18 protein-coding genes are annotated in these 19,541 nt (G+C 71.7%); 12 read left to right on the top strand and 6 right to left on the bottom strand.

The features are described 5' to 3' along the window. Nucleotides 1-121 precede the first annotated feature (121 nt). Nucleotides 122-1,417, bottom strand: coding sequence for a phenylacetate--CoA ligase PaaK (paaK, locus tag ACWCP6_RS27000; protein ID WP_450935155.1), 1,296 nt, complete (start codon nt 1,415-1,417; stop codon nt 122-124). Nucleotides 1,418-1,722: 305 nt separating this feature from the next. Between paaK and ACWCP6_RS26995 the strand changes: the two genes are divergently transcribed. Together ACWCP6_RS26995 and ACWCP6_RS26990 are read left to right on the top strand one after the other, a co-directional pair. Beyond that, nucleotides 1,723-2,565, top strand: coding sequence for an alpha/beta fold hydrolase (locus ACWCP6_RS26995; protein ID WP_450935154.1), 843 nt, complete (start codon nt 1,723-1,725; stop codon nt 2,563-2,565). Nucleotides 2,566-2,627: 62 nt separating this feature from the next. Beyond that, on the top strand, nt 2,628-3,323 hold the full coding sequence (locus tag ACWCP6_RS26990; RefSeq protein ID WP_450935153.1) for an alpha/beta fold hydrolase: 696 nt from the start codon (nt 2,628-2,630) through the stop codon (nt 3,321-3,323). 1 nt (nt 3,324) lies between these two features. Here ACWCP6_RS26990 and ACWCP6_RS26985 read toward each other — a convergent pair whose 3' ends face one another. Beyond that, on the bottom strand, nt 3,325-4,947 hold the full coding sequence (locus ACWCP6_RS26985; protein ID WP_450935152.1) for an acyl-CoA synthetase: 1,623 nt from the start codon (nt 4,945-4,947) through the stop codon (nt 3,325-3,327). A 165-nt stretch (nt 4,948-5,112) separates the two neighbouring features. Between ACWCP6_RS26985 and ACWCP6_RS26980 the strand changes: the two genes are divergently transcribed. The 5 genes from ACWCP6_RS26980 to ACWCP6_RS26960 all read left to right on the top strand — a co-directional run bounded on the left by ACWCP6_RS26980 (nt 5,113) and on the right by ACWCP6_RS26960 (nt 9,879). Then, entirely contained in the window at nt 5,113-5,913 is an 801-nt protein-coding gene (locus ACWCP6_RS26980) for a crotonase/enoyl-CoA hydratase family protein (protein ID WP_450935151.1), read from the top strand. A gap of 214 nt (nt 5,914-6,127) precedes the next feature. Then, nucleotides 6,128-7,069 carry a Zn-ribbon domain-containing OB-fold protein gene (locus ACWCP6_RS26975; RefSeq protein WP_450935162.1) on the top strand — a complete coding sequence of 314 codons (942 nt, stop codon included), beginning with the start codon at nt 6,128-6,130 and terminating at the stop codon, nt 7,067-7,069. Next, on the top strand, nt 7,070-8,158 hold the full coding sequence (locus tag ACWCP6_RS26970; RefSeq protein ID WP_450935150.1) for a thiolase domain-containing protein: 1,089 nt from the start codon (nt 7,070-7,072) through the stop codon (nt 8,156-8,158). Beyond that, a complete protein-coding gene (locus tag ACWCP6_RS26965) occupies nt 8,155-9,339 on the top strand; it encodes a thiolase domain-containing protein (protein WP_450935149.1) in 1,185 nt (394 codons plus the stop codon). Before ACWCP6_RS26970 ends, ACWCP6_RS26965 begins: the two co-directional genes overlap by 4 nt. Nucleotides 9,340-9,633: 294 nt before the next feature. After that, nucleotides 9,634-9,879: a DUF397 domain-containing protein gene (locus tag ACWCP6_RS26960; RefSeq protein WP_450935148.1), complete on the top strand. Its 246-nt coding sequence runs from the start codon at nt 9,634-9,636 to the stop codon at nt 9,877-9,879. A gap of 295 nt (nt 9,880-10,174) precedes the next feature. Here ACWCP6_RS26960 and ACWCP6_RS26955 read toward each other — a convergent pair whose 3' ends face one another. Continuing rightward, the gene (locus ACWCP6_RS26955; RefSeq protein ID WP_450935161.1) at nt 10,175-10,882 is read right to left on the bottom strand and encodes a leucine-rich repeat domain-containing protein; all 708 of its coding nucleotides are present in this window, start codon (nt 10,880-10,882) and stop codon (nt 10,175-10,177) included. 319 nt (nt 10,883-11,201) lie between these two features. Between ACWCP6_RS26955 and ACWCP6_RS26950 the strand changes: the two genes are divergently transcribed. Further along, nucleotides 11,202-11,597, top strand: a complete 396-nt coding sequence (locus ACWCP6_RS26950; RefSeq protein WP_450935147.1) for an ACT domain-containing protein — start codon at nt 11,202-11,204, stop codon at nt 11,595-11,597. 96 nt (nt 11,598-11,693) lie between these two features. Then, the gene (locus ACWCP6_RS26945) at nt 11,694-12,191 is read left to right on the top strand and encodes a hypothetical protein (protein WP_450935146.1); all 498 of its coding nucleotides are present in this window, start codon (nt 11,694-11,696) and stop codon (nt 12,189-12,191) included. Between the two features lie 81 nt (nt 12,192-12,272). Here the strand turns inward: ACWCP6_RS26945 and ACWCP6_RS26940 are convergent, their stop codons facing one another. After that, nucleotides 12,273-14,249 carry an N-acetylmuramoyl-L-alanine amidase gene (locus ACWCP6_RS26940; RefSeq protein ID WP_450935145.1) on the bottom strand — a complete coding sequence of 659 codons (1,977 nt, stop codon included), beginning with the start codon at nt 14,247-14,249 and terminating at the stop codon, nt 12,273-12,275. A 233-nt stretch (nt 14,250-14,482) separates the two neighbouring features. On the opposite strand from ACWCP6_RS26940, the gene ACWCP6_RS26935 reads away from it, so the two are divergent. The 3 genes from ACWCP6_RS26935 (at nt 14,483) to ACWCP6_RS26925 (ending at nt 16,437) form a co-directional block, all read left to right on the top strand. After that, nucleotides 14,483-14,785 carry a hypothetical protein gene (locus ACWCP6_RS26935; RefSeq protein ID WP_450935144.1) on the top strand — a complete coding sequence of 101 codons (303 nt, stop codon included), beginning with the start codon at nt 14,483-14,485 and terminating at the stop codon, nt 14,783-14,785. Between the two features lie 104 nt (nt 14,786-14,889). Further along, nucleotides 14,890-15,036, top strand: coding sequence for a hypothetical protein (locus ACWCP6_RS26930; protein ID WP_450935143.1), 147 nt, complete (start codon nt 14,890-14,892; stop codon nt 15,034-15,036). Between the two features lie 63 nt (nt 15,037-15,099). After that, nucleotides 15,100-16,437 carry an FAD-dependent oxidoreductase gene (locus ACWCP6_RS26925; protein ID WP_450935142.1) on the top strand — a complete coding sequence of 446 codons (1,338 nt, stop codon included), beginning with the start codon at nt 15,100-15,102 and terminating at the stop codon, nt 16,435-16,437. A gap of 395 nt (nt 16,438-16,832) precedes the next feature. On the opposite strand, the gene ACWCP6_RS26920 is transcribed toward ACWCP6_RS26925, so the two are convergent. Further along, nucleotides 16,833-17,957, bottom strand: coding sequence for a YHYH protein (locus ACWCP6_RS26920; RefSeq protein WP_450935141.1), 1,125 nt, complete (start codon nt 17,955-17,957; stop codon nt 16,833-16,835). 102 nt (nt 17,958-18,059) lie between these two features. Further along, nucleotides 18,060-19,541: a sensor histidine kinase gene (locus ACWCP6_RS26915; protein WP_450935140.1), complete on the bottom strand. Its 1,482-nt coding sequence runs from the start codon at nt 19,539-19,541 to the stop codon at nt 18,060-18,062.

Here is a 19,541-nt window from a genome sequence, read left to right as displayed (position 1 = left end):
CACCCACCCTCGCCGCGGGCCGTCCCACCGGGACTTCGCATCGGCCCGAACCGGTCCCTTCCCGCATCCGGAGCTCCGGATGCGGGAAGGGACCGGTTCGGGCGAGTAATCCCGCCGGGCCCTACCGCGGTCGCAGGTCCACGATTCGCTTGATCTTGCCCACCGACCGCTCCAGCGACTCCGGATCGACGATTTCGACACCGACGGAGACACCGATCCCGTCCTTCACACCGGAGGCGATGGCACGGGCCGCCGCCTCCCGATCGTCGGGAGTCGCCCCGGCCCGGGCCTCCGCCCGCACGGTCAGCGCGTCCATCCGCCCCTCCCGGGTCAGCCGCAGCTGGAAGTGCGGCGCGACACCGGCCGTCCGGAGCACGATCTCCTCCACCTGGGTGGGGAAGAGGTTCACCCCGCGCAGGATCACCATGTCGTCGCTGCGCCCGGTGACCTTCTCCATGCGCCGGAAGACACGGGCCGTACCCGGCAGCAGCCGGGTCAGGTCGCGGGTGCGGTAGCGGACGATCGGCATGGCCTCCTTGGTGAGGGAGGTGAAGACCAGCTCGCCCTGCTCGCCGTCCGGCAGCACCTCACCCGTGATCGGGTCCACCACCTCCGGGTAGAAGTGGTCCTCCCAGACGTGCAGACCGTCCTTGGTCTCGACGCACTCCTGCGCGACCCCGGGACCGATCACCTCCGAGAGGCCGTATATGTCCACCGCGTCGATCGCGAAGCGCTCCTCGATCTCCCGGCGCATCGCCTCGGTCCACGGCTCGGCGCCGAAAATCCCGGTCCTGAGCGAGGTGGACCGCGGATCGACGCCCTGGCGCTCGAACTCGTCGAGCAGGGTGAGCATGTACGAGGGCGTCACCATGATGATCTCGGGACGGAAGTCCTGGATCAGCTGGACCTGGCGCGAGGTCATGCCCCCGGAGGCCGGGATGACGGTGCAGCCGAGCCGCTCGGCGCCGTAGTGGGCGCCGAGCCCGCCGGTGAAGAGCCCGTACCCGTACGCCACATGGACCTTCATGCCGGGCCGGCCGCCCGCGGCGCGGATCGAGCGGGCCACGACGTCCGCCCAGGTCGACAGATCCCGGTCGGTGTACCCGACGACGGTCGGACGTCCGGTGGTGCCGCTCGACGCGTGGAGGCGCCGCACCCTTTCCTCGGGCACGGCGAACATCCCGAACGGATAGTTGTCGCGCAGATCGGCCTTCGTGGTGAACGGGAACCGCGCGAGATCGGCGAGCGACCGGCAGTCCTCCGGACACATACCGGCCGCGTCGAAGGCCTGCCGGTAGAAGGGCACGTGCGTGTATGCGTGCCGCAGCGACTCGCGCAGCCGCTCCAGCTGCAGGGCCCGGAGCCCGTCCGGGTCGAGCCGCTCTCCCGCGTCCAGCAGGTCCGTCGTATCCGTCATAGGGATGTCTCCCTCGCCAAACCACATCAATACGGGCGACCGATCATTCGGTCGATGTGTTCGGGATCAGTAATCCAGCAGGCCGGGCGGGCGTCAAGGGGGTGGGTGCGAACCGGCGGCCCCGTTCCGGGAAGCCCGGGTGGCGCCACGCGCCGGGAGAGTGCGCCGCACCGCCCCTCGGGGGACCGGCGGCCGGTGGGAGGCGCCCCGGCTGCCGGCGCCCGGCCGGCCGCGCGGTCGCCGCCCGCGGGCGCGGCGCGGAAGCCCGTTGCGCCGTCCCGGAGGCATTGGAGATGATCAGGTGCATGCCCGCCTTCACCGCGCCCGACGGAACCCGACTCGCCTACCACGTCAAGGGCGAGGGCGACCCGGTCCTCGTCGTGCCGGGGGGCGCCATGCGCGCCTCCGCCTATCTGGAGGACCTGGGCGGGCTGACCGGGCAACGCCGCCTGATCTTCCTCGATCTGCGCGGGACGGGCGGCTCGGCAGTGCCCGCCGACCCCACGACGTACCGCTGCGACCGGCTCGCCGACGACGTCGAGGCGCTGCGCGTCCACCTGGGCCTGGAGCGCGTGGACCTGCTCGCGCACTCGGCGGGTGCGAGCGTCGCCCTGCTGTACGCGGCAGGCCGCCCCGAGCGGGTGGCGCGGCTCGGGCTCATCACCCCCAACGGCCGGGCGATCGGCATGGCGCGGACCCGGGACGACTGGGAGGAGGCCATGCGGCTGCGCCGGGACGAGCCCTGGTTCGACGCCGCGTACGCGGCCGTCCAGGCTGAGGCGGCGGGGGAGCAGGAGGTGGACGACATGCTCTACGCGCCCTTCTTCTACGGGCGGTGGGACGACCGGGCCAGGGCGCACTTCGCGGCCGGCGAGGAGGAGACTAACGACGAGGCGGCCGACCTCTATCACGCCGAGGGCATGCGCGACCCGTCCGCCGTCCGCGCCGCGCTCGCACGGCTGGACGCCCCGGTGCTGGTGCTCGCGGGCGAACTCGACGGCAACCCGCGTCCCGCACGCGCACGCCGGATCGCGGACGTCTTCCCCCACGCCGACGTCGCCGTCCAGCCGGGTGCAGGTCACCATCCCTGGCTCGACGACCCGGCGTGGTTCCTGGACAGGGTCGGCGCGTTCTTCGCCGCCGGCTGAACGGCTCCGCCCACGGCGGACACCCCTCGTACCCGTCGCGGCAGGCCGGTACGGTCATCGCCGTGATCACCGAACCCCTCACCGTGCGGGCGGGCTCCGTCACGCTCGCGTACCGGGCCTGGGGCCCCCACGGCGCGCCGCCCCTGCTGCTCCTGCACTGCCGGGGCGCCGACGGCGCCGACTGGGCGGCGGTCGCCGGGGAACTGGCGACCGCACGACGGGTCTACGCCGTGGACCTGCGGGGGCACGGGCGCAGCGACTGGCCGGGCGACTACTCGTACGAGCTGATGCGCGACGACGTCCGCGCCTTCCTCACGGCGCTCGCGATCGAGCGGACCGATGTGATCGGCCACTCCCTGGGCGGAATCGTCGCGCTGCTGCTCGCGCAGGAGGAGCCGGAGCGCATCCGCAGGCTCGTCCTCGAAGACGCTCCGGCCCCCTTCCCGCTGGACCCGCGGAGACCGCCCGCGCCGCGCCCGGAGGGCGACCTTCCGTTCGACTGGAACATGATCCTCGCCACCGACCGGCAGCGGAACGCGCCCGACCCCGCCTGGTGGCAGCGCATGGACAGGGTCACCGTGCCGACTCTCCTCATCGGCGGCGGCCCGGCCAGCCCGATCCCGCAGGAACACCTCGTCGCGCTCGCCGGGCGCCTCCCCGACGCCCGGCTGGTCACCCTCGACGCGGGCCATCTGGTGCACGCGACGCTGCCGGCGGAGTTCACCGCGACGGTGCGGCCGTTCCTCGAGGCCGGCTGACTCAGGCGCCCGCCGCCCCGGCCGCCATCGCCCGGGCCCACCGGTAGTCCGCCTTGCCGCTCGGGGAGCGCTGGATGCGGTCGGTGATCACCAGCCGGCGGGGGACCTTGTAGCCGGCGAGGCGGGTGCGGCAGTGGGCCTGGACGGCCTCCAGGGACGGGCGCGGTGCGCCCCGGCGCAGCTGCACCACCGCCGCCACACGGTTGCCCCAGGTGGCGTCCGGCACTCCGGCCACCAGCGCGTCGTAGACGTCCGGATGGGACTTGAGTGCCTGCTCGACCTCCTCCGGATACACCTTCTCGCCGCCCGTGTTGATGCACTGCGAGCCGCGCCCGAGCACGGTGACGACCCCGTCCCCGTCGACGGTCGCCATGTCGCCGAGGAGCACCCAGCGCTCGCCGTCCTTGCGGAAGAACGTCTCGGCGGTCTTCCCCGGGTCGTTGTAGTACCCCAGCGGGACGTGGCCGCACTGGGCGATGCGCCCCGCCTCACCGGCCGCCACGGGCTCGTGCGTCACCGGGTCGACCACCCGGGTACGGGCGTTGACCCGGAGCCGGAAGCCGTTCCCGGCCCCCGAGTCGTCCGTCGCCGTGCCGTTGAAACCCGACTCCGACGACCCGAAGTTGTTCAGCAGCAGCACGTGCGGGCACAGCGCCAGGAACTGCTCCCGTACCGTCTCGGACAGGATCGCGCCCGAGGACGAGACGCTGAACAGGGCCGAGCAGTCCGTCCCCTTGAGGGGCCCTGCGAGCGCGTCGACCAGCGGGCGCAGCATGGCGTCGCCCACCAGTGACACGCTGGTGACCCGCTCCTTCTCGATCGTGCGCAGGACTTCCTCCGGGACGAACTTGCGGTGCAGAACGACCCGTTGGCCGAAGTTGAAGCCGATGAACGCCGTCAGGGTCGACGTGCCGTGCATCAGCGGGGGGGTGGGGAAGAAGGTGATGCCCTCACCGCCCGCCGCGACCCGCTCCGCCAGCTCCTGCGGCGTCTTCACCGGCTCCCCCGTCGGGGCCCCGCCGCCCAGACCCGAGAAGAAGAGGTCCTCCTGGCGCCACATCACGCCCTTGGGCATGCCGGTGGTGCCGCCCGTGTAGATGATGAACTGGTCGTCGGTCGACCTCGGTGGGAAGCCCCGCTCGGGCGAAGCACCCGCTTCGGCCTCTTCGAAGGGCACCGCGTCCAGCGGCGGCGCATCCTCCGGCGGGGTCCCCACCCGCACCAGATGCCGCAGCTTCTCCGTCCGCGGCAGCGCGGCCGCAACACGCCCGGTGAACTCCGCGTCGAACACCAGCGCCGCCAGATCGGCGTCCCGGTAGAGGTAGACCAACTCCTCTTCGACGTAGCGGTAGTTGACGTTCACCGGGACGATGCGCGCCTTGAGGCAGCCGAGGGCCGTCTGAAGGTATTCGACGCCGTTGTAGAGGTGCAGACCGAGGTGTTCACCCGGCTTCAGGCCGCTGTCGGTCAGGTGGTGCGCGATCCGGTTCGCCGCCGCGTCGAGCTGCGCGTACGTCAGCCGGCGTTCCGCTCCCGTGCCGGGGTGATCGAGATGGACGAGCGCCTCGCGGTCGGGCACCACGTCGACGACCGACTCGAACAGGTCGGCAAGGTTGAACTCCACCGCTCCTCCTGACCCCGTACGTCTGCCGTGTGGCCGTCATCAGAGCAGAGCCCGATCCAACAGGGAAGGGCCGCCGCACAAGAAATCTGACTGACTGTCAGAAAACTATTGAACTGGACCACGGGCTCCTGCAACCTGTTCCAGTCCGACACCGGGAGGCATGTCATGGGTGGGACCGAACACCTCACCGTCCAGCGCGAGGGCGCCACGCTCGTCCTCACGCTCAACCGTCCGGAGGCGAGGAACGCCCTCTCGCTCCCCATGCTCGTCGGCCTGTACGACGGGTGGACCGAGGCCGACGAGGACGACGCGATCCGGTCCGTCGTGCTCACCGGCGCCGGCGGCGCCTTCTGCGCCGGCATGGACCTCAAGGCCCTCGCGGGCAGGGGCATGGAGGGCGAGCAGTACCGGGACCGGCTCACGGCCGACCCCGACCTGCACTGGAAGGCGATGCTGCGCCACCACCGGCCGCGCAAGCCCGTCATCGCCGCCGTCGAGGGGTACTGCGTCGCCGGCGGTACGGAGATCCTCCAGGGCACCGACATCCGGGTGGCCGCCGAGTCCGCGACCTTCGGGCTGTTCGAGGTCAGGCGCGGCCTGTTCCCCATCGGCGGCTCGACCGTGCGGCTCCAGCGCCAGATCCCGCGCACCCACGCCCTCGAAATGCTCCTCACCGGCCGCCCCTACACCGCGGCCGAGGCCGAACGCATCGGACTCGTCGGCCATGTCGTCCCCGACGGCACCGCACTCGACAAGGCCCTGTCCATCGCCGAACAGATCAACGCCTGCGGACCGCTCGCCGTCGAGGCGGTCAAGGCGTCCGTGTACGAGACCGCCGAGATGACCGAAGCCGACGGCCTCGCCGCCGAACTCGCCCGCGGCTGGCCCGTCTTCGACACGGCCGACGCGAAGGAAGGTGCGCGCGCCTTCGCCGAGAAGCGCCCGCCCGTCTACCGGCGCGCCTGACAGCCGTCCACCGCCCGCCCCCCCCGCACCGGCACCACCGCACCGGCACCACCGCACCGGCACCACCGCACCGGCACCACTGCACCGGCACCACTGCACCACAGCGCCCCATGCCCGACGCGCCCGACGCCCTTCCACCGGCCGCGCCCGACGCCTGCCGCGCCCGACGCACGCGAGCCGCGTGCCCGAACCGCAGGAGACCCCCGTGACCTCCGTGCCCGAAGTCCTCAAGGCCCCCCTCGTCGTCGAGTTCCCCTTCACCCGCTCCCTCGGACCCGTCCAGAGCGCCTTCCTCACCGGTCTGCGTGAACGCGTCGTCCTGGGCGTCAGGACCTCCGACGGCCGGACACTGGTCCCGCCCGTCGAGTACGACCCCGTCACCGCCGACGAGATACGCGACCTCGTCGAAGTCGCCCCCACCGGCACCGTCACCACGTGGGCCTGGAACCCCGAGCCGCGCACCGGCCAGCCCCTCGACACCCCCTTCGCCTGGGTCCTGGTCCGGCTCGACGGCGCCGACACCGCACTGCTGCACGCCCTCGACGCACCCGGACCCGAAGCCGTCCGCACCGGGCAGCGCGTCCGCGTCCGCTGGGCGGGGCAGCGCACCGGCGCCATCACCGACATCGCCTGCTTCGAGCCCTACGACGGTCCGGCGGTCACCACGGGTGGCCACGACGGACGCTTCGAGGACGCCGTCACCGGGATCGTCGCCCCCGCCCGGCTCGACTACACCTACGCACCCGGGCGCGCCCAGTCGCAGTACATCACCGCGCTCGCCGACCGGCGCACCGTCGGAGAGCGCTGCCCGTCCTGCCACAAGGTGTACGTCCCGCCGCGCGGCGCCTGCCCCACCTGCGGCGTGGCCACCACCGAGCGGGTCGAGGTCGGACCCCGCGGCACCGTCACCACGTACTGCATCGTCAACATCAAGGCGAAGAACCTCGACATCGAAGTGCCCTACGTCTACGCGCACATCGTGCTGGACGGCGCCGACCTCGCCCTGCACGGCCGCATCGCCGGCATCCCCTACGACCAGGTGCGCATGGGCCTGCGTGTGGAGCCCGTGTGGACCGAGAGCGCCCGCCACCCCGACCACTACCGGCCCACCGGTGAGCCCGACGCGGACTACGAGACGTACAAGGAGCTGGTGTAGATGCGAGGCCTTCGCGAGGTCGCCGTCGTCGCCTTCGCGCAGAGCGACCATCTGCGCACCACCGACGAGCTCTCCGAGGTAGAGATGCTCATGCCCGTCCTGCACGAGGTTCTGGGCGCGACCGGACTGCGGACCAGCGACATCGGGTTCACCTGCTCGGGCTCCAGCGACTACCTCGCGGGCCGCGCCTTCTCGTTCACCATGGCTCTAGACGGCGTCGGCGCCTGGCCGCCGATCTCCGAGTCGCACGTGGAGACGGACGGCGCCTGGGCGCTGTACGAGGCCTGGACGAAGCTGCAGACCGGCGAGGCCGACACCGCGCTCGTCTACTCCTACGGCAAGTCGTCCCCCGGCCCGCTGCGCGATGTGCTGACCCGGCAGCTCGACCCCTACTACGTGGCACCGCTGTGGCCCGACTCCGTCGCCCTGGCCGCGCTCCAGGCACAGGCACTGATCGACGCGGGCGACACGGACGAGCGGGAGCTCGCCGCCGTCGCCGCCCGCAGCCGCGGGGCCGCGGCCGGCAATCCGCACGCCCAGCTGCGCGGCCCGCGCCCGCAAGGCGAGTACGTCGTACGCCCGCTGCGCACCGGCGACTGCCCGCCCGTCGGCGACGGCGCCGCGGCCGTGATCCTCGCCGCCGGGGACCGGGCGCGCGAGCTGTGCGAGCGGCCCGCCTGGATACGCGGCATCGACCACCGCATCGAGGCCCACAGCCTCGGGGTCCGTGACCTCACCGACTCGCCGTCCACCCGGCTCGCCGCCGAGAAGGCCGGCGCCTTCGCACACCCCCGCGGCCCCAGGGGCACGGCCGGCGCCCCCGACGTCGACACCGCCGAACTGCACGCCCCCTTCACCTCGCAGGAAGTCGTGCTGCGCAAGGCGCTGAGACTCGACGACGACGTCGCCGTCAACCCCTCCGGCGGCGCGCTCGCCGCCAACCCCGTGATGGCCGCCGGCCTCATCCGCATCGGCGAGGCCGCCGCTCGTATCCACCGCGGCGCCTCCGACCGCGCGCTCGCCCACGCCACCTCGGGCCCCTGTCTGCAGCAGAACCTGGTCGCCGTACTGGAAGGAGACCCCCGATGAGCGCCGCGCACACGGCGGGCCGGGAGCCCGTGGCCGTCGTCGGGATCGGGCAGACCAAGCACGTCGCCGCCCGCCGGGACGTGTCGATCGCCGGACTGGTCCGCGAGGCCGCCCTGCGGGCCCTCGACGACGCCGAACTGACCTGGGCGGACATCGACGCCGTCGTCATCGGCAAGGCCCCCGACTTCTTCGAGGGCGTGATGATGCCGGAGCTGTACCTCGCGGACGCACTCGGCGCCGTGGGCAAACCCATGCTGCGCGTCCACACGGCCGGTTCCGTCGGCGGCTCCACCGCACTCGTCGCCGCCCAGCTGATCGCGGGCCGCGTCCACGGGACCGTCCTCACCCTCGCCTTCGAAAAACAGTCGGAATCGAATGCGATGTGGGGCCTGTCCCTGCCCGTCCCGTTCCAGCAGCCGCTCCTCGCCGGGGCGGGCGGCTTCTTCGCGCCGCACGTGCGCGCGTACATGCGGCGCAGCGGCGCGCCGGACTCGGTCGGCTCGCTCGTCGCGTATAAGGACCGCCGCAACGCCCTCAAGAACCCCTGTGCGCATCTCCACGAGCACGACATCACGCTCGAGAAGGTCCAGGCGTCGCCGATGCTGTGGGATCCGATCCGCTACTCGGAGACCTGCCCGTCATCCGACGGTGCCTGCGCCATGGTCCTCACCGACCGGGCCGGCGCGGCCCGGTCACCGCGTCCGCCCGCCTGGATGCTCGGCGGCGCCATGCGCAGCGAGCCGACCCTGTTCGCGGGCAAGGACTTCGTGTCCCCGCAGGCCGGGAAGGACTGCGCCGCCGACGTCTACCGGCAGGCGGGCATCGCCGATCCGCGGCGCGAGATCGACGCGGTCGAGATGTACGTGCCCTTCTCCTGGTACGAGCCGATGTGGCTGGAGAATCTGGGCTTCGCCGAGGAGGGCGAGGGCTGGAAGCTCACCGAGTCCGGCGTCACCGAACTCGACGGCGACCTTCCCGTCAATATGTCGGGCGGGGTGCTGTCCACCAATCCCATCGGCGCATCCGGCATGATCCGCTTCGCCGAGGCCGCCCTCCAGGTGCGCGGACAGGCCGGGGAGCACCAGGTCGACGGGGCACGCACGGTCCTCGGCCACGCCTACGGCGGTGGATCGCAGTTCTTCTCCATGTGGCTCGTGGGCGCGGAGCCGCCGCGTTCGTAGGGGCGCGGCGTCGGCACCGGCGCGTGTTCGCGCGAGCGGTCACGGGTCGTCGCGTGCGGAGAGCCGAGCGCCGTGCCCGTCCGCGCAGTTGCCGCGTCCGCAGCTGTCGGCCCGCCGTGTCGGGAGGCGGAGCTGCGGCGTCGACAGCCGTCGACCCGCCGCGCCGGAGCGCGGAGTTGCCGCGTTCGAGGCGGCGAGCCGCCGTGTGCGGGGCGCGGAGACGTTCGCGGCCTGTGCGGCGCCCGGACCGGTCGCTAGGCTGGCCGCGGACGACGAACCGGGAGGAGCACGGACGTGGCCGAGAGCACCATCCAGCAGCACGCGTCGACCGGCTGGGACAAGCCGGAGCGTCTGGATCTCAGCAAGGCGGAGTGGCAGTCCAGCAGCCGAGGGCTGGGGGACGTGCAGATCGCCTTCGTCGAGGGATTCATCGCGATGCGCAACAGCGGCCGGCCCGAAGGCCCTTCCCTGATCTTCACTCCGGACGAATGGGGAGCCTTCGTGCTCGGCGCGCGTGAAGGGGAGTTCGACCTGACCTAGGGCCTGCCGTCACATTCCCGTCCGCCCCGCGACGCCTGGCACGCCGCGGGGCCGCCCTTCGGGCGACGACGGGAATATGACGACAGCCCCAGGGCGCCCCCTCCGCGGTGCCGGTGGACGCGCCGGGCCTCACCGGTGACGGCAGGGCACACCTCCCCGGAGGCCGGGCCGATCCGAGAACGGCTTGCGGGTGGCGGCGGACGGGGAGGAACAGCCGACGCAGGACCGGGACGACGGGTGGCGCGCGGCCGTCCGGCCGTTGCCGCGCGCCGGGACGTCCCGGCCCACCTGCCCGTCAGTGCAGCACCACGCACCCGCGCCGGGCGAAGGCCGCGAGCAGGGGCCGCGGCACCTCGACGTCGTTCCACCGCAGGTCCAGCTTCTCCAGCGCGGGCAGCTCGGCGACCCAACCCGGCACCTCTCGCAGCCGGTTGGATCGAAGATCCAGCCGTCGGAGTGCCGGCAGCCGGCGCAGGGCCTGCGGCACCTCGACGAAGGCGTTCTCGCGCAGTTCCAGCTCACGCAGCTCGCGCAACCGGCCCACGGACTCCGGGAGACCGGTGAGGCGGTTGCCGCGCAGCCACAGCTCGCGCAGCGCACCGAGCCCGCCGACGGAGTCCGGCAGCGCCGTGAGCCGGCAGTGCTGGGCACGCAGTTCCACCAGACCGGACATACGGCCGAGAGACTCCGGGAGCGCGGCGAGCGGATTCTCGCCGACGTTCAGATAGGCGAGCCGGGTCAGCCGCCCCAGGGTGTCCGGGAGCACGGTGATCCGGTTGTCGTGGAGGTAGAGGAACCGGTCGAGACCGGTCAGGTCGCCGAGGGTGTCCGGCACGTGGGTGAGGTGGTTGTGGCCCAGGTCGAGAGTGTGCAGGCGGCGCAGGGTGCCGATGCGGTCGGGAATGCGCGTGAGGCGGTTGTCGGGCAGCAGCAGGACCTCGGGGCCGGGGTGGGCCCAGACGTCGTCCGGCACGGTGTCGAGCCCCGCGCGCCAGTGATTCACGACCACGCCGTCCGGACCCCGTCCGTCCCCCGCCGCCTCTCGGGTCGCCGGTCCGCTCGTGCCCAGCGGCGGCCGCTGTGCGCAGGAGCCGCCGGACGGCGGACCGCCGCCCGTTCCCGGAGCCGGAGTCATGGGGTGCCCCTTCCCTTCATCGATGTGTGCACGTCACGTGCGGGTGCCGACCCTGCTCGGCCGCGGGTCCACGACGGCGTTCCTCCGTCCAGAACCCGGTCCCTGCCATCCCATGCCCTGCCGTCCCGTGCCCTCCCGTCCTCGGGGCGGACGGCGGCAGTGCCAGAGCAGGACCTACCCTCGGGCCATGAGCGCAGAACGTGATCTCGACCGCCTGCTGTCCGGGATGCGGCCGGAGCCGAACCCGGGGCGCTACGTCTTCACGACCGTTCCCGGCCGACGCGTCCCACCCGGGCTGGAGCCCGTGGTGACCGTCGCCGAGGACGAGGGCCTCACCCTGATCCTGGAACAGGACCAGGCCGACGCGGCGGGACTGGCGTACGACTACGTGGCCGGCTGGATCACCCTGCGCATCCACTCCGCGCTGGACGCCGTCGGCCTCACCGCCGCGGTCTCCCGGGTCCTGACGGAGGCCGGGCTCAGCTGCAACGTCGTCGCGGGATTCCACCACGATCACCTGTTCGTGCCGTACGAGCGGTCCGGGGACGCCGTACGGCTGCTGACCGAGCTCGCCGGCGGCTAGACGGACCGGCCGGCTCCGGAAAACCACCCTCCGGGGGCCCACGGACGGCCCCCGGCCCCACGCCGGAAAGCACCGGGGGCCACGTACCATGTCCGCATGTCCTTCCTCCGCCGCCGCAGCGCAACCCCCGCCGGCCCCGACTTCGACGTCCTGGCCATGGACCCGGGCGACTGGCCCGGCAACCTCGGCGCGGGCCTGCTCCCCGCCCCGGACGGCAGCTGCCAGGGGGTCTTCCTGCGCTACGACCTGTTCGGCGGCCGCGGACCAGCCATGATCATCGGCAATCTTCCGGAGGGCTCCCCGGCCCGCGAGGTCGCCGAGGGCCAGGTCCCCTTCGAGGTGGCGCAGCTGCTGCTCGCGCTGGAGAACGACGAAGAGGTCTCCGTCGTCGACACCGAGGACGTGCCCGTCATGCAGGGCGACAACCTGCTCGTGGTGCGGCGGATCAAGCTCTCCGAGAGCCGTATCTCCTGCGTGCAGTTCGACCGCAGCGACAACGTCCTCGTGACCATCGCCTCCTGGGACCGCCCGATCACCGAGGACCTGTACGCGCTGCTGAAGCCGCTGCCCTCGGAGCTGTTCCAGCAGGGCTGACCCCACCCTTCGCCGGACCGTCGGGTCCGGGCCCGCGCTACGCGGGTCCGGACCCGACGGTGTCGGTGGCAATCGATCGGCTCAGCCGCGCGAGAGCTTCACGTCGACGTCGGCGGCCCGCACGAACTCCACACGGTGCCCGAACTGGATCTCGTAGTAGACGTCGTTCCCGCGAACCACCCGGTGGGGTGCCGTGTCGAACGTCGGTGAGTAGAAGTACTCGCCCTTCTGCACACCGCCCAGGACGTACGACTGTCCCGCGAGGATCTTGTACGGCAGCGGTGAGACCGCCTGCACGGGCACGTCCGCCGGGTACGCCTCCTTCTCCGGGTAGGCGCGGCCGTAGACCGGAACGTCCGTGCGGCCCGCCTTCGGCGTCACGACCAGGCCCATCGCGTCGACCGCGGTCGGCTCGTCCTCCGGGTTCCTGAACCAGGCCTTCTGACCCAGGTACCAAATCGCCGTCCAGTCGCCGTCACGCCCGGCGACCGCGTACTGCTGGCCGGTGGAGACCCGGGACGCCATGTCGTTCACATCGATGGTCGAGTCCTGCCCGCCCGGGTACCGGCCGACGTCCTTGACCAGCGGATAGCCCTCGCCCGGTCCCGTGTACAGACGGACCGCGCTGGAGCCGTGCGCTGCGCAGGGCTCGCCCGCCTTGACACAGCCCGTGTACGCGGGCCGGTTGTCGCCGTAGTCCGGCAGCACGGTGACCATTCCGTCGTGCGGGCCCCCCGTCGAGTGGAACGGCTTGCCCAGCAGAGTGAAGTAGTGCGCCCAGTCCCAGTACGGGCCGGGGTCCGTGTGCATCCCCGGAATCGTCGATGCGGTCGGTCCCGGCACCGTGTCGTGGCCCAGGATGTGCTGCCGGTCCAGCGGGATGCGGTAGCGCTGCGCCAGATACTGCACCAGCCGCGACGACGTCCGGTACATCTCCTCGGTGTACCAGGCGTCCGGGTCCGCCAGGAATCCTTCGTGCTCGATGCCGATCGAGTGCGCGTTGACGTACCAGTTGCCGGCGTGCCAGCCGACGTCCTTCGCCTTCACATGCTGGGCGATGTGCCCGTCCGTGGAGCGGATGGTGTAGTGCCAGCCCAGATAGGTGGGATCCTGCACCAGCTTCACCGAGACGTCCCAGCTGCCCTCGGTGTCGTGGATGACGATGTAGTCGAGCGACTGGTCCTTCGGACGGTCCGCCAGGTCGTGATTGCCGTAGTCGCCGTCGCCGAACTCCTCGTACGGCGCGGGGATCCACTCGCAGGCCACGGTCCGCGGACACTCCGTGCCGTCCTCGTCGGCCTTCCTCAGTCCCATCTTCTGGACCTGCGCCGCATCCGGCGCAAGACCGGGCTCGGCCCGCAGCGCGACGTGCTGACCGGCGTCGGTGGTGCGCTGCTCCCCGTCACGGATGACGGCGAAGACGTCATTGGCGTACGTCGCCGCGGTCGCCGTGTCGTCGGCGCCGGAGAACGCCGCCACGGCGCCGTACCAGTCGGCCGGGTCGTTGCTGAGCGGCTTGCCGAGCCGCTGCTGCTCCGCCGCCAGCAGTGCCGCACCGCCGCGGACGTTCGCCGCGGCGTCGGTACGCAGCTCGCCGGCGGGAATCCCGGTCAGCCGGGCGGCCCTGGTCAAGGTGGTGAGACGGTCCGGGAGCCGGGAGTCGGCGGGTACCTTCACCTTGGGCAGCAGTTCCTTGCGCGAGGAGTCGCCGCGTGCGTCCTCGGCGCCCTCGCTGTGGTGCTGCGACGCGGCGAGCGCCGCACGCGCGTCGGTCAGATGCATCGGGCCGTAGCCGCCGGTCACGCTCGGCGCGCCACCGTGGGTGTCCCAGCGGGACTGGAGATAGGAGACGCCGAGCAGCACGCTCTGCGGCACGTGGTAGGCGGCGGAGGCGTCCGAGAATGCCTGCTGCAGCGATTCCGAGGACGTCGTGTCGGCCGAGTCGGAGGGTGCGGCACCGAGCAGCGGCAGCAACAGTGCGGCCGACGCGACCGCGCCCGCCGTCCGGGGCAACCGTCTGCGTGTCGCCGTGGTGCGGTCAGGGGCGGAACCTCGCAAAGCAGCCTCCTGGGGCAAGAGAGCGCGATGGGCCGTGCGGGGGTCGAACGTGCGTCAGTGGTACCCGCTCCCCGACGATCCGTCAATCACGCCCAGGCAGAGGGAATGCGCACGTCAGCCAGCGTACGGGCGAGGTTTCGCGGCGGAGGTGCAACCGCCTGCGACGCGTCAGTGGAATGGACCAATGACCCCCGAAAATCCCTCCACTTGGCACACGGTCGGCCCAACGGAGGATGCGCCGCACATGGCGGCCCTGTTCCCCCGAAGCTGCCACGAAGCGAGAAGTAGCTCTCTGTCTGCTCCTCCAGGACATCCTGGGCGAGGAGAAGTGGCAGAAGCGGCTCACCGACGCCGACCGGCGGGCCCTGTCCCCACCGCTCTGGACTCACGTGAACCCCTACGGCCGGTTCGAGCTGGACATGAACTCCCACCTGGACCTCGCCGCCGCGGCGTCCATGGTGCCCGGCCGTCGCACCGCGCCCGCTACGCAGACTCCCGAACCGGCGGCGGAGGGTGCGGCCGGGTCGGCATCCTGAAGCCCCGTACCCCGGCATCGCTGGCGGGCGGTTGGATCGCTGACCGGGGTGAGGCACCGGGCCGGGGAAGGCCTGGGCAAGGGCGAGGAGGGGCGTTGCGGCGCGTGACAGCGCACTCCGGCGGCGCACTCGATCCCCAGATCGGAGTCGAGGCCATCCACTACGCCTACCGCCAACCTCAGAACGTCAACCTGCGGGAGATCGTCCTCGCCGCCACCGGCCGGGAAGCAACCGCAGTTGCGCAACCATGACTGTCATGCTCTCGTCTTGCAGGCGACTTTCCCATACTGCTCGCCTGGACAGGATTCCTTCGCATGAAGTCACCGAACGAAATCGGGCGCCGCAGGCTGCTCGGCTCGGCTCTCGCCATGGCCGTCACCGGAACGGCGGCTTCCTGCAAGCCGAGCACAGCGCCAGGACGCGGCAACCCCGCAGTCCGGGAACCGGTGGCATACCTGCGAACGTCCTGGTCCATCGACCCCTTCGCCCGCTGCTCCTACTCCTACCTCGCGCCCAGCAGCCTGGGTGCGCGGGCACGCACACTGCTGGCCGCGCCGGTGGGAGACCGCCTGTACTTCGCCGGGGAGGCGACGTCCTCCGAGGCGCCCTCCACAGCCCATGGCGCCCTGGAGAGCGGACGGCGCGCGGCCAGGCAAGTCATCGACGCGGCCGAGGAGGGCGAGCACATCGTGGTCATCGGGTCCGGGTTCGCCGGACTCGGCTGCGCTCGCGCGCTTGTCGACGAGGACTACCAGGTGACGGTTCTCGAAGGGCGCGACCGCATCGGCGGGCGGATCTGGACCCAGCACATCGCCGGAGTCCCGGCGGAGATGGGGGCCTCCTGGATCCACGGCTCCTCGGGCAACGTCATGACCCGCGTCCTGAAGGAAACAGGAGACCCGAGTTACACCTTCGACTACGACAACGTCACCGGTGAGGACGAACAGGCGATGCGCGAGCTCGCTCGCTATGAGGCGAAGTTGGAGGATGTGGAGGACCCGAATGAAGCCACCGTCGCCTCAGTGATGCCACGCAATCCCTCCGCCGCGCTGCGCACTGCCCTGGGCATCAACTATCCCCTGGAATACGCCGCCGAGCCCCGTCAGCTCTCGGTGATGGCCACCATCGAGGGCCGAGACCTGAAGGGCCCTGATCTTCTACTGCCGCGCGGCTACGACCGCATCGTCGCACACGTCCGCGGCAGTATCTCGGTGCGTATACGACACGTCGTCACCGGCATTCAGTACGGCGGGGACGGAGTGACGGTGACCCTGCGGGACGGCACCACCATGCAGGCCGATCGCGCGGTGATCACCGTTCCGATCGGCGTACTCAAGGCCGCAACCATCGACTTTGAGCCGGCCCTGTCCGACGCCAAACAGGAGGCCATCAAAGTGCTGGGAGCCGGTCTTCTCGACAAACTGTGGCTCGAATTCCCCAAGCCCTTCTGGGACAAAGACGTCGACGTCATCGAATGGTTCGACCCCAAGAACCCCAACCTGTGGTCCTGGTGGGTCAACGGATACAAGGCCTTCGGCAAGCCTGTACTCCTCGGCCTCAACGGCGGCGACCAGGCCCACCGACTCGCCCGGGCATCCGACGACGAGGTCCTCGACAGCGCGATGAGAGCCCTGCAGCACATGCACTCCTGAGCTCGGCCATGAGCGATGACTACGCGGCCGTCATCACGGCAGCGACGGCGGCGATTCTCGCGGCAGGCTTCGCAGACACCAGGAGACTGGTGCAGGAGGCCAGAGCGCAGCTCATCGCCAGTGAGCAGCGGCTGGCCAGGCATTGGAGGACGCCATCCAGTGTTTGGCCGAGGCCCTCGAGGACGCTGGTGCCGCGTGGGCCGGCGCCGACCAGGGCAACGGACAGCGTTGCTGGTTCCGGTGAGGACAAAGGGGTGACTCCGGGCGTTGGGGCACATCAGGCAGCGGACCGCCCGTTGCGCGCGAACGGTCCGCTGCTTTGTGTCCCCGTGTCCCGACATCAGGCCGTCCCTACGGCCACGGAATCAACACGGTTGCCGTGGACGGTTGTTGGCCTATCCCTGCCCGTGGCCCGCGCCCTGGGCCGGGCGCTGCCCCTGCCCTTGGCGCTGCCCCTGTCCCGGCCCCTGCCGCTTACCCCGGCCCTGCCCCTCGCCGGCGCCCTTGCGGTTGCCCCCGGTGCGGTCATGTGCCGGGGCCTCGATCGGTATGCCGCGGTAACAGCCCACGGTGTAGGGGAATTCCAGGGTGGCGCTGTAGTGGTACATCGTCGTCTCCTCGCCGTTCCACATCACCTTGCTGGTGCGCCCGTGGCAGCCGTCGAGGTCGGTGTTGGTGGGGAGGTTGCCCTTGTCGTCCCGCTCCACGTAGATGCCGAAGCCGTCCAGGGCGTACCCCACGAGGGTCGAGCCCTTTTCCGTCGCCGCGGAGAGCAGACAGGACGGAATGTCGTGGTAGTGGTAGTCCTCCGCACCGTCGGGATGTCCGTCGCACATGTCCTGGGTCTCGTGGGCCGCTGCGTCCCGTCCCGCGTCGTCGAGGGCGTTGTAGAGGTAGACGCCGTTCTTGAGGATGCCGATGGCTCCCATGGAGAGGCAGCCGGCGTTGTCGGCGAGGCTCGGGTTGAGCGGCAGGGCGAGGTTGACGGTCTTCGCCGCGATGGCATTCGGGTTGGTGTCGTACTGGTAGGCCGGGTCGGACTGCTGGATGGGGAAGGTGCCGGTGCTCTGGTGCGTCGGCAGGTCCTTGGAGGTGATGACCCGGGAGTCGCCCCGGACGCTCTCGTCGTACTCGGCGTCCGGCCAGCTGCGCTCGCCCTGCACCTGCACCTTCGAGGTGGAGTCCCACGTCTTGTTCGCCGTGTCCATCCAGGGGCCGTCGTGGCGTGCCCCGCCGGGGCGGAAGGAGGTCTGACACGAGTAGATGTGCCCAGTCTGCGGAGCGGTCGAGACCTTGTCGTCGCCGAGGGGGATCTTCGTGGGGTCGGTGACCCCCGACCAGGACGAGGGGACGCCTCCGTCGGCTACCGACGGCGCCGGGCTCACGGACTGCCCGGGCGAGGACTGCTGTCCAGGGGAGGAGGGGACTGTGGACGCGCAGGCCGCCAGCAGCACCGTACCGCCCGCCATGGCCAGCCCTCGCAGCGCGAACCTTCCAGATTTCACAGATCTCGCTGTCACGGTCGTTCCTTTGCTCGGGAGGGTGATGACGGGTGGGACTCGCACCCACGGCCGAAGCGGCCCCGGGCCTTGCCGGTCCGTCGAGCGAGAACGCTGGCAGTCTCAGGGGCGCGAACCGCTGAGGCCCTCCTGAAGATCGGCTGAAAACACACGCGCTCCGCCCGACGCCGGCGGCCGGGGCAGGCGCACCAGGAAGGTGGCGCCGCCGCCAGGGCTCTCCAGCGCAGTCACCGTCCCGTCGCAGCTGCTCACCAGCGCCGCCACGATGGCCAGCCCGAGACCTGATCCCGTTCCGGACCGCGTGCGCGCCCGGGAACCGTCGGGGCGGAAGAAACGCTCGAAGACGTACGGGCGGTCGGCGGCCGCGATCCCGGGGCCGTTGTCGATCACCCGGATCTCGACCACCGGCCCGACCGCCTCGGCGGTGATCCGGGTGACGGTGCCGGGCGGCGTGTGGTTGCGGACGTTCGCCAGCAGATTCCCGATCACCTGCCGCAGCCGCAGTGCGTTCGCGCGGACGGAGACGGCCGGGCCGGTCGCGAGGTCCAGTTCGACGGGGTGGCCGGGGCCGATGGCGCGGTGTTCCTCGACCGCGCCCCGGAGGGCGTCGGCCACCTCCACATCCGTGTCCACATCCGTGTCCACATCCGCGGCATCGTGGTCGAGGCGTGCGAGGAGGAGCAGATCCTCCACCAGGCCGGTCATCCGCTCCGTCTCCGCGGCGATCCGGGACATCGCCCGTTCGAGCAGCGGGCCGGGCGGCAGCCCGCCGCGGCCATGGAGCTCGGCGTAGCCGCGGATGAGCGCCAGGGGCGTACGCAGTTCGTGGGAGGCGTCGGCCACGAACTGCTCCAGCCTGAGCCGGGCGGCCTCGCGAGCGGCGAGGGAGGCGTCGAGCTGGACGAGCATGTGGTCGAACCCCGTGGTCAGCCGTCCGACCTCGTCGCGGGTGGCGCGGGGCCGGGTACGGCGCGTCAGGTCACCGGCAGCCACCGCCTCCGTGGCGTCAACCAGGTCGTCCAGGGGCCGCAGTTGCCGCCGTACCACCCACCAGCCGACGCCGCCGCCGAGCGCCACGACGGCGCCGCCGCCGAGCAGCAGGCTCCACAGCAGCAGGTCGGTCGTCCGGGCCGCCTCCGCCAGCGAGACGGCGAAGACGGTCACGCCGCCGTCGGGCCGGTGGACCGCGGTCCAGTGGTACTCCAGCGTCCCGTCCACGCTCCCGGCGCTCCTGATACGGCCGTCCGGGCCGCCGGACAGCGCGGTCTTCCAGGAGACGTCCGGCAGCGGATCCGGGCCCCCGGTCAGCTCCGAGGGCACGGCCTCCTCGAGGCGCCCCCGCTGGCCGAAGCGCAGCAGGGCGACCTGCCGGGCCGGAGACTGGTCCCCGCCCGGCCGGACCGCGGACTGCGCCGATTGACCCGGCTGTGCCGACTGCGGCTGGGCGCGGGCGCGCAGGAGCCGTGCGTCGGCCTCGGCGAAGAGGTTCGACCGGGTCCACCACAGGGTGCCGCCGCCCAGGACCGCCACCGACCCGGTGAGCAGCACGGCCACCAGGAGGGCCAGACGCGCGCGCAGCCGCAT

Source organism: Streptomyces sp. NPDC002004, assembly GCF_053593975.1.
This window is presented reverse-complemented; position numbering and strand designations above follow the sequence as displayed.

Coding starts and splice junctions, on each gene's coding strand:
- ACWCP6_RS26965 (WP_450935149.1), top strand. CDS start 8,155: ATGAGCGCCGCGCACACGGCGGGCCGGGAGCCCGTGGCCGTCGTCGGG.
- paaK (WP_450935155.1), bottom strand. CDS start 1,417: ATGACGGATACGACGGACCTGCTGGACGCGGGAGAGCGGCTCGACCCG.
- ACWCP6_RS26915 (WP_450935140.1), bottom strand. CDS start 19,541: ATGCGGCTGCGCGCGCGTCTGGCCCTCCTGGTGGCCGTGCTGCTCACC.
- ACWCP6_RS26970 (WP_450935150.1), top strand. CDS start 7,070: ATGCGAGGCCTTCGCGAGGTCGCCGTCGTCGCCTTCGCGCAGAGCGAC.
- ACWCP6_RS26980 (WP_450935151.1), top strand. CDS start 5,113: ATGGGTGGGACCGAACACCTCACCGTCCAGCGCGAGGGCGCCACGCTC.
- ACWCP6_RS26935 (WP_450935144.1), top strand. CDS start 14,483: ATGCGCCGCACATGGCGGCCCTGTTCCCCCGAAGCTGCCACGAAGCGA.
- ACWCP6_RS26925 (WP_450935142.1), top strand. CDS start 15,100: ATGAAGTCACCGAACGAAATCGGGCGCCGCAGGCTGCTCGGCTCGGCT.
- ACWCP6_RS26950 (WP_450935147.1), top strand. CDS start 11,202: ATGAGCGCAGAACGTGATCTCGACCGCCTGCTGTCCGGGATGCGGCCG.
- ACWCP6_RS26995 (WP_450935154.1), top strand. CDS start 1,723: ATGCCCGCCTTCACCGCGCCCGACGGAACCCGACTCGCCTACCACGTC.
- ACWCP6_RS26945 (WP_450935146.1), top strand. CDS start 11,694: ATGTCCTTCCTCCGCCGCCGCAGCGCAACCCCCGCCGGCCCCGACTTC.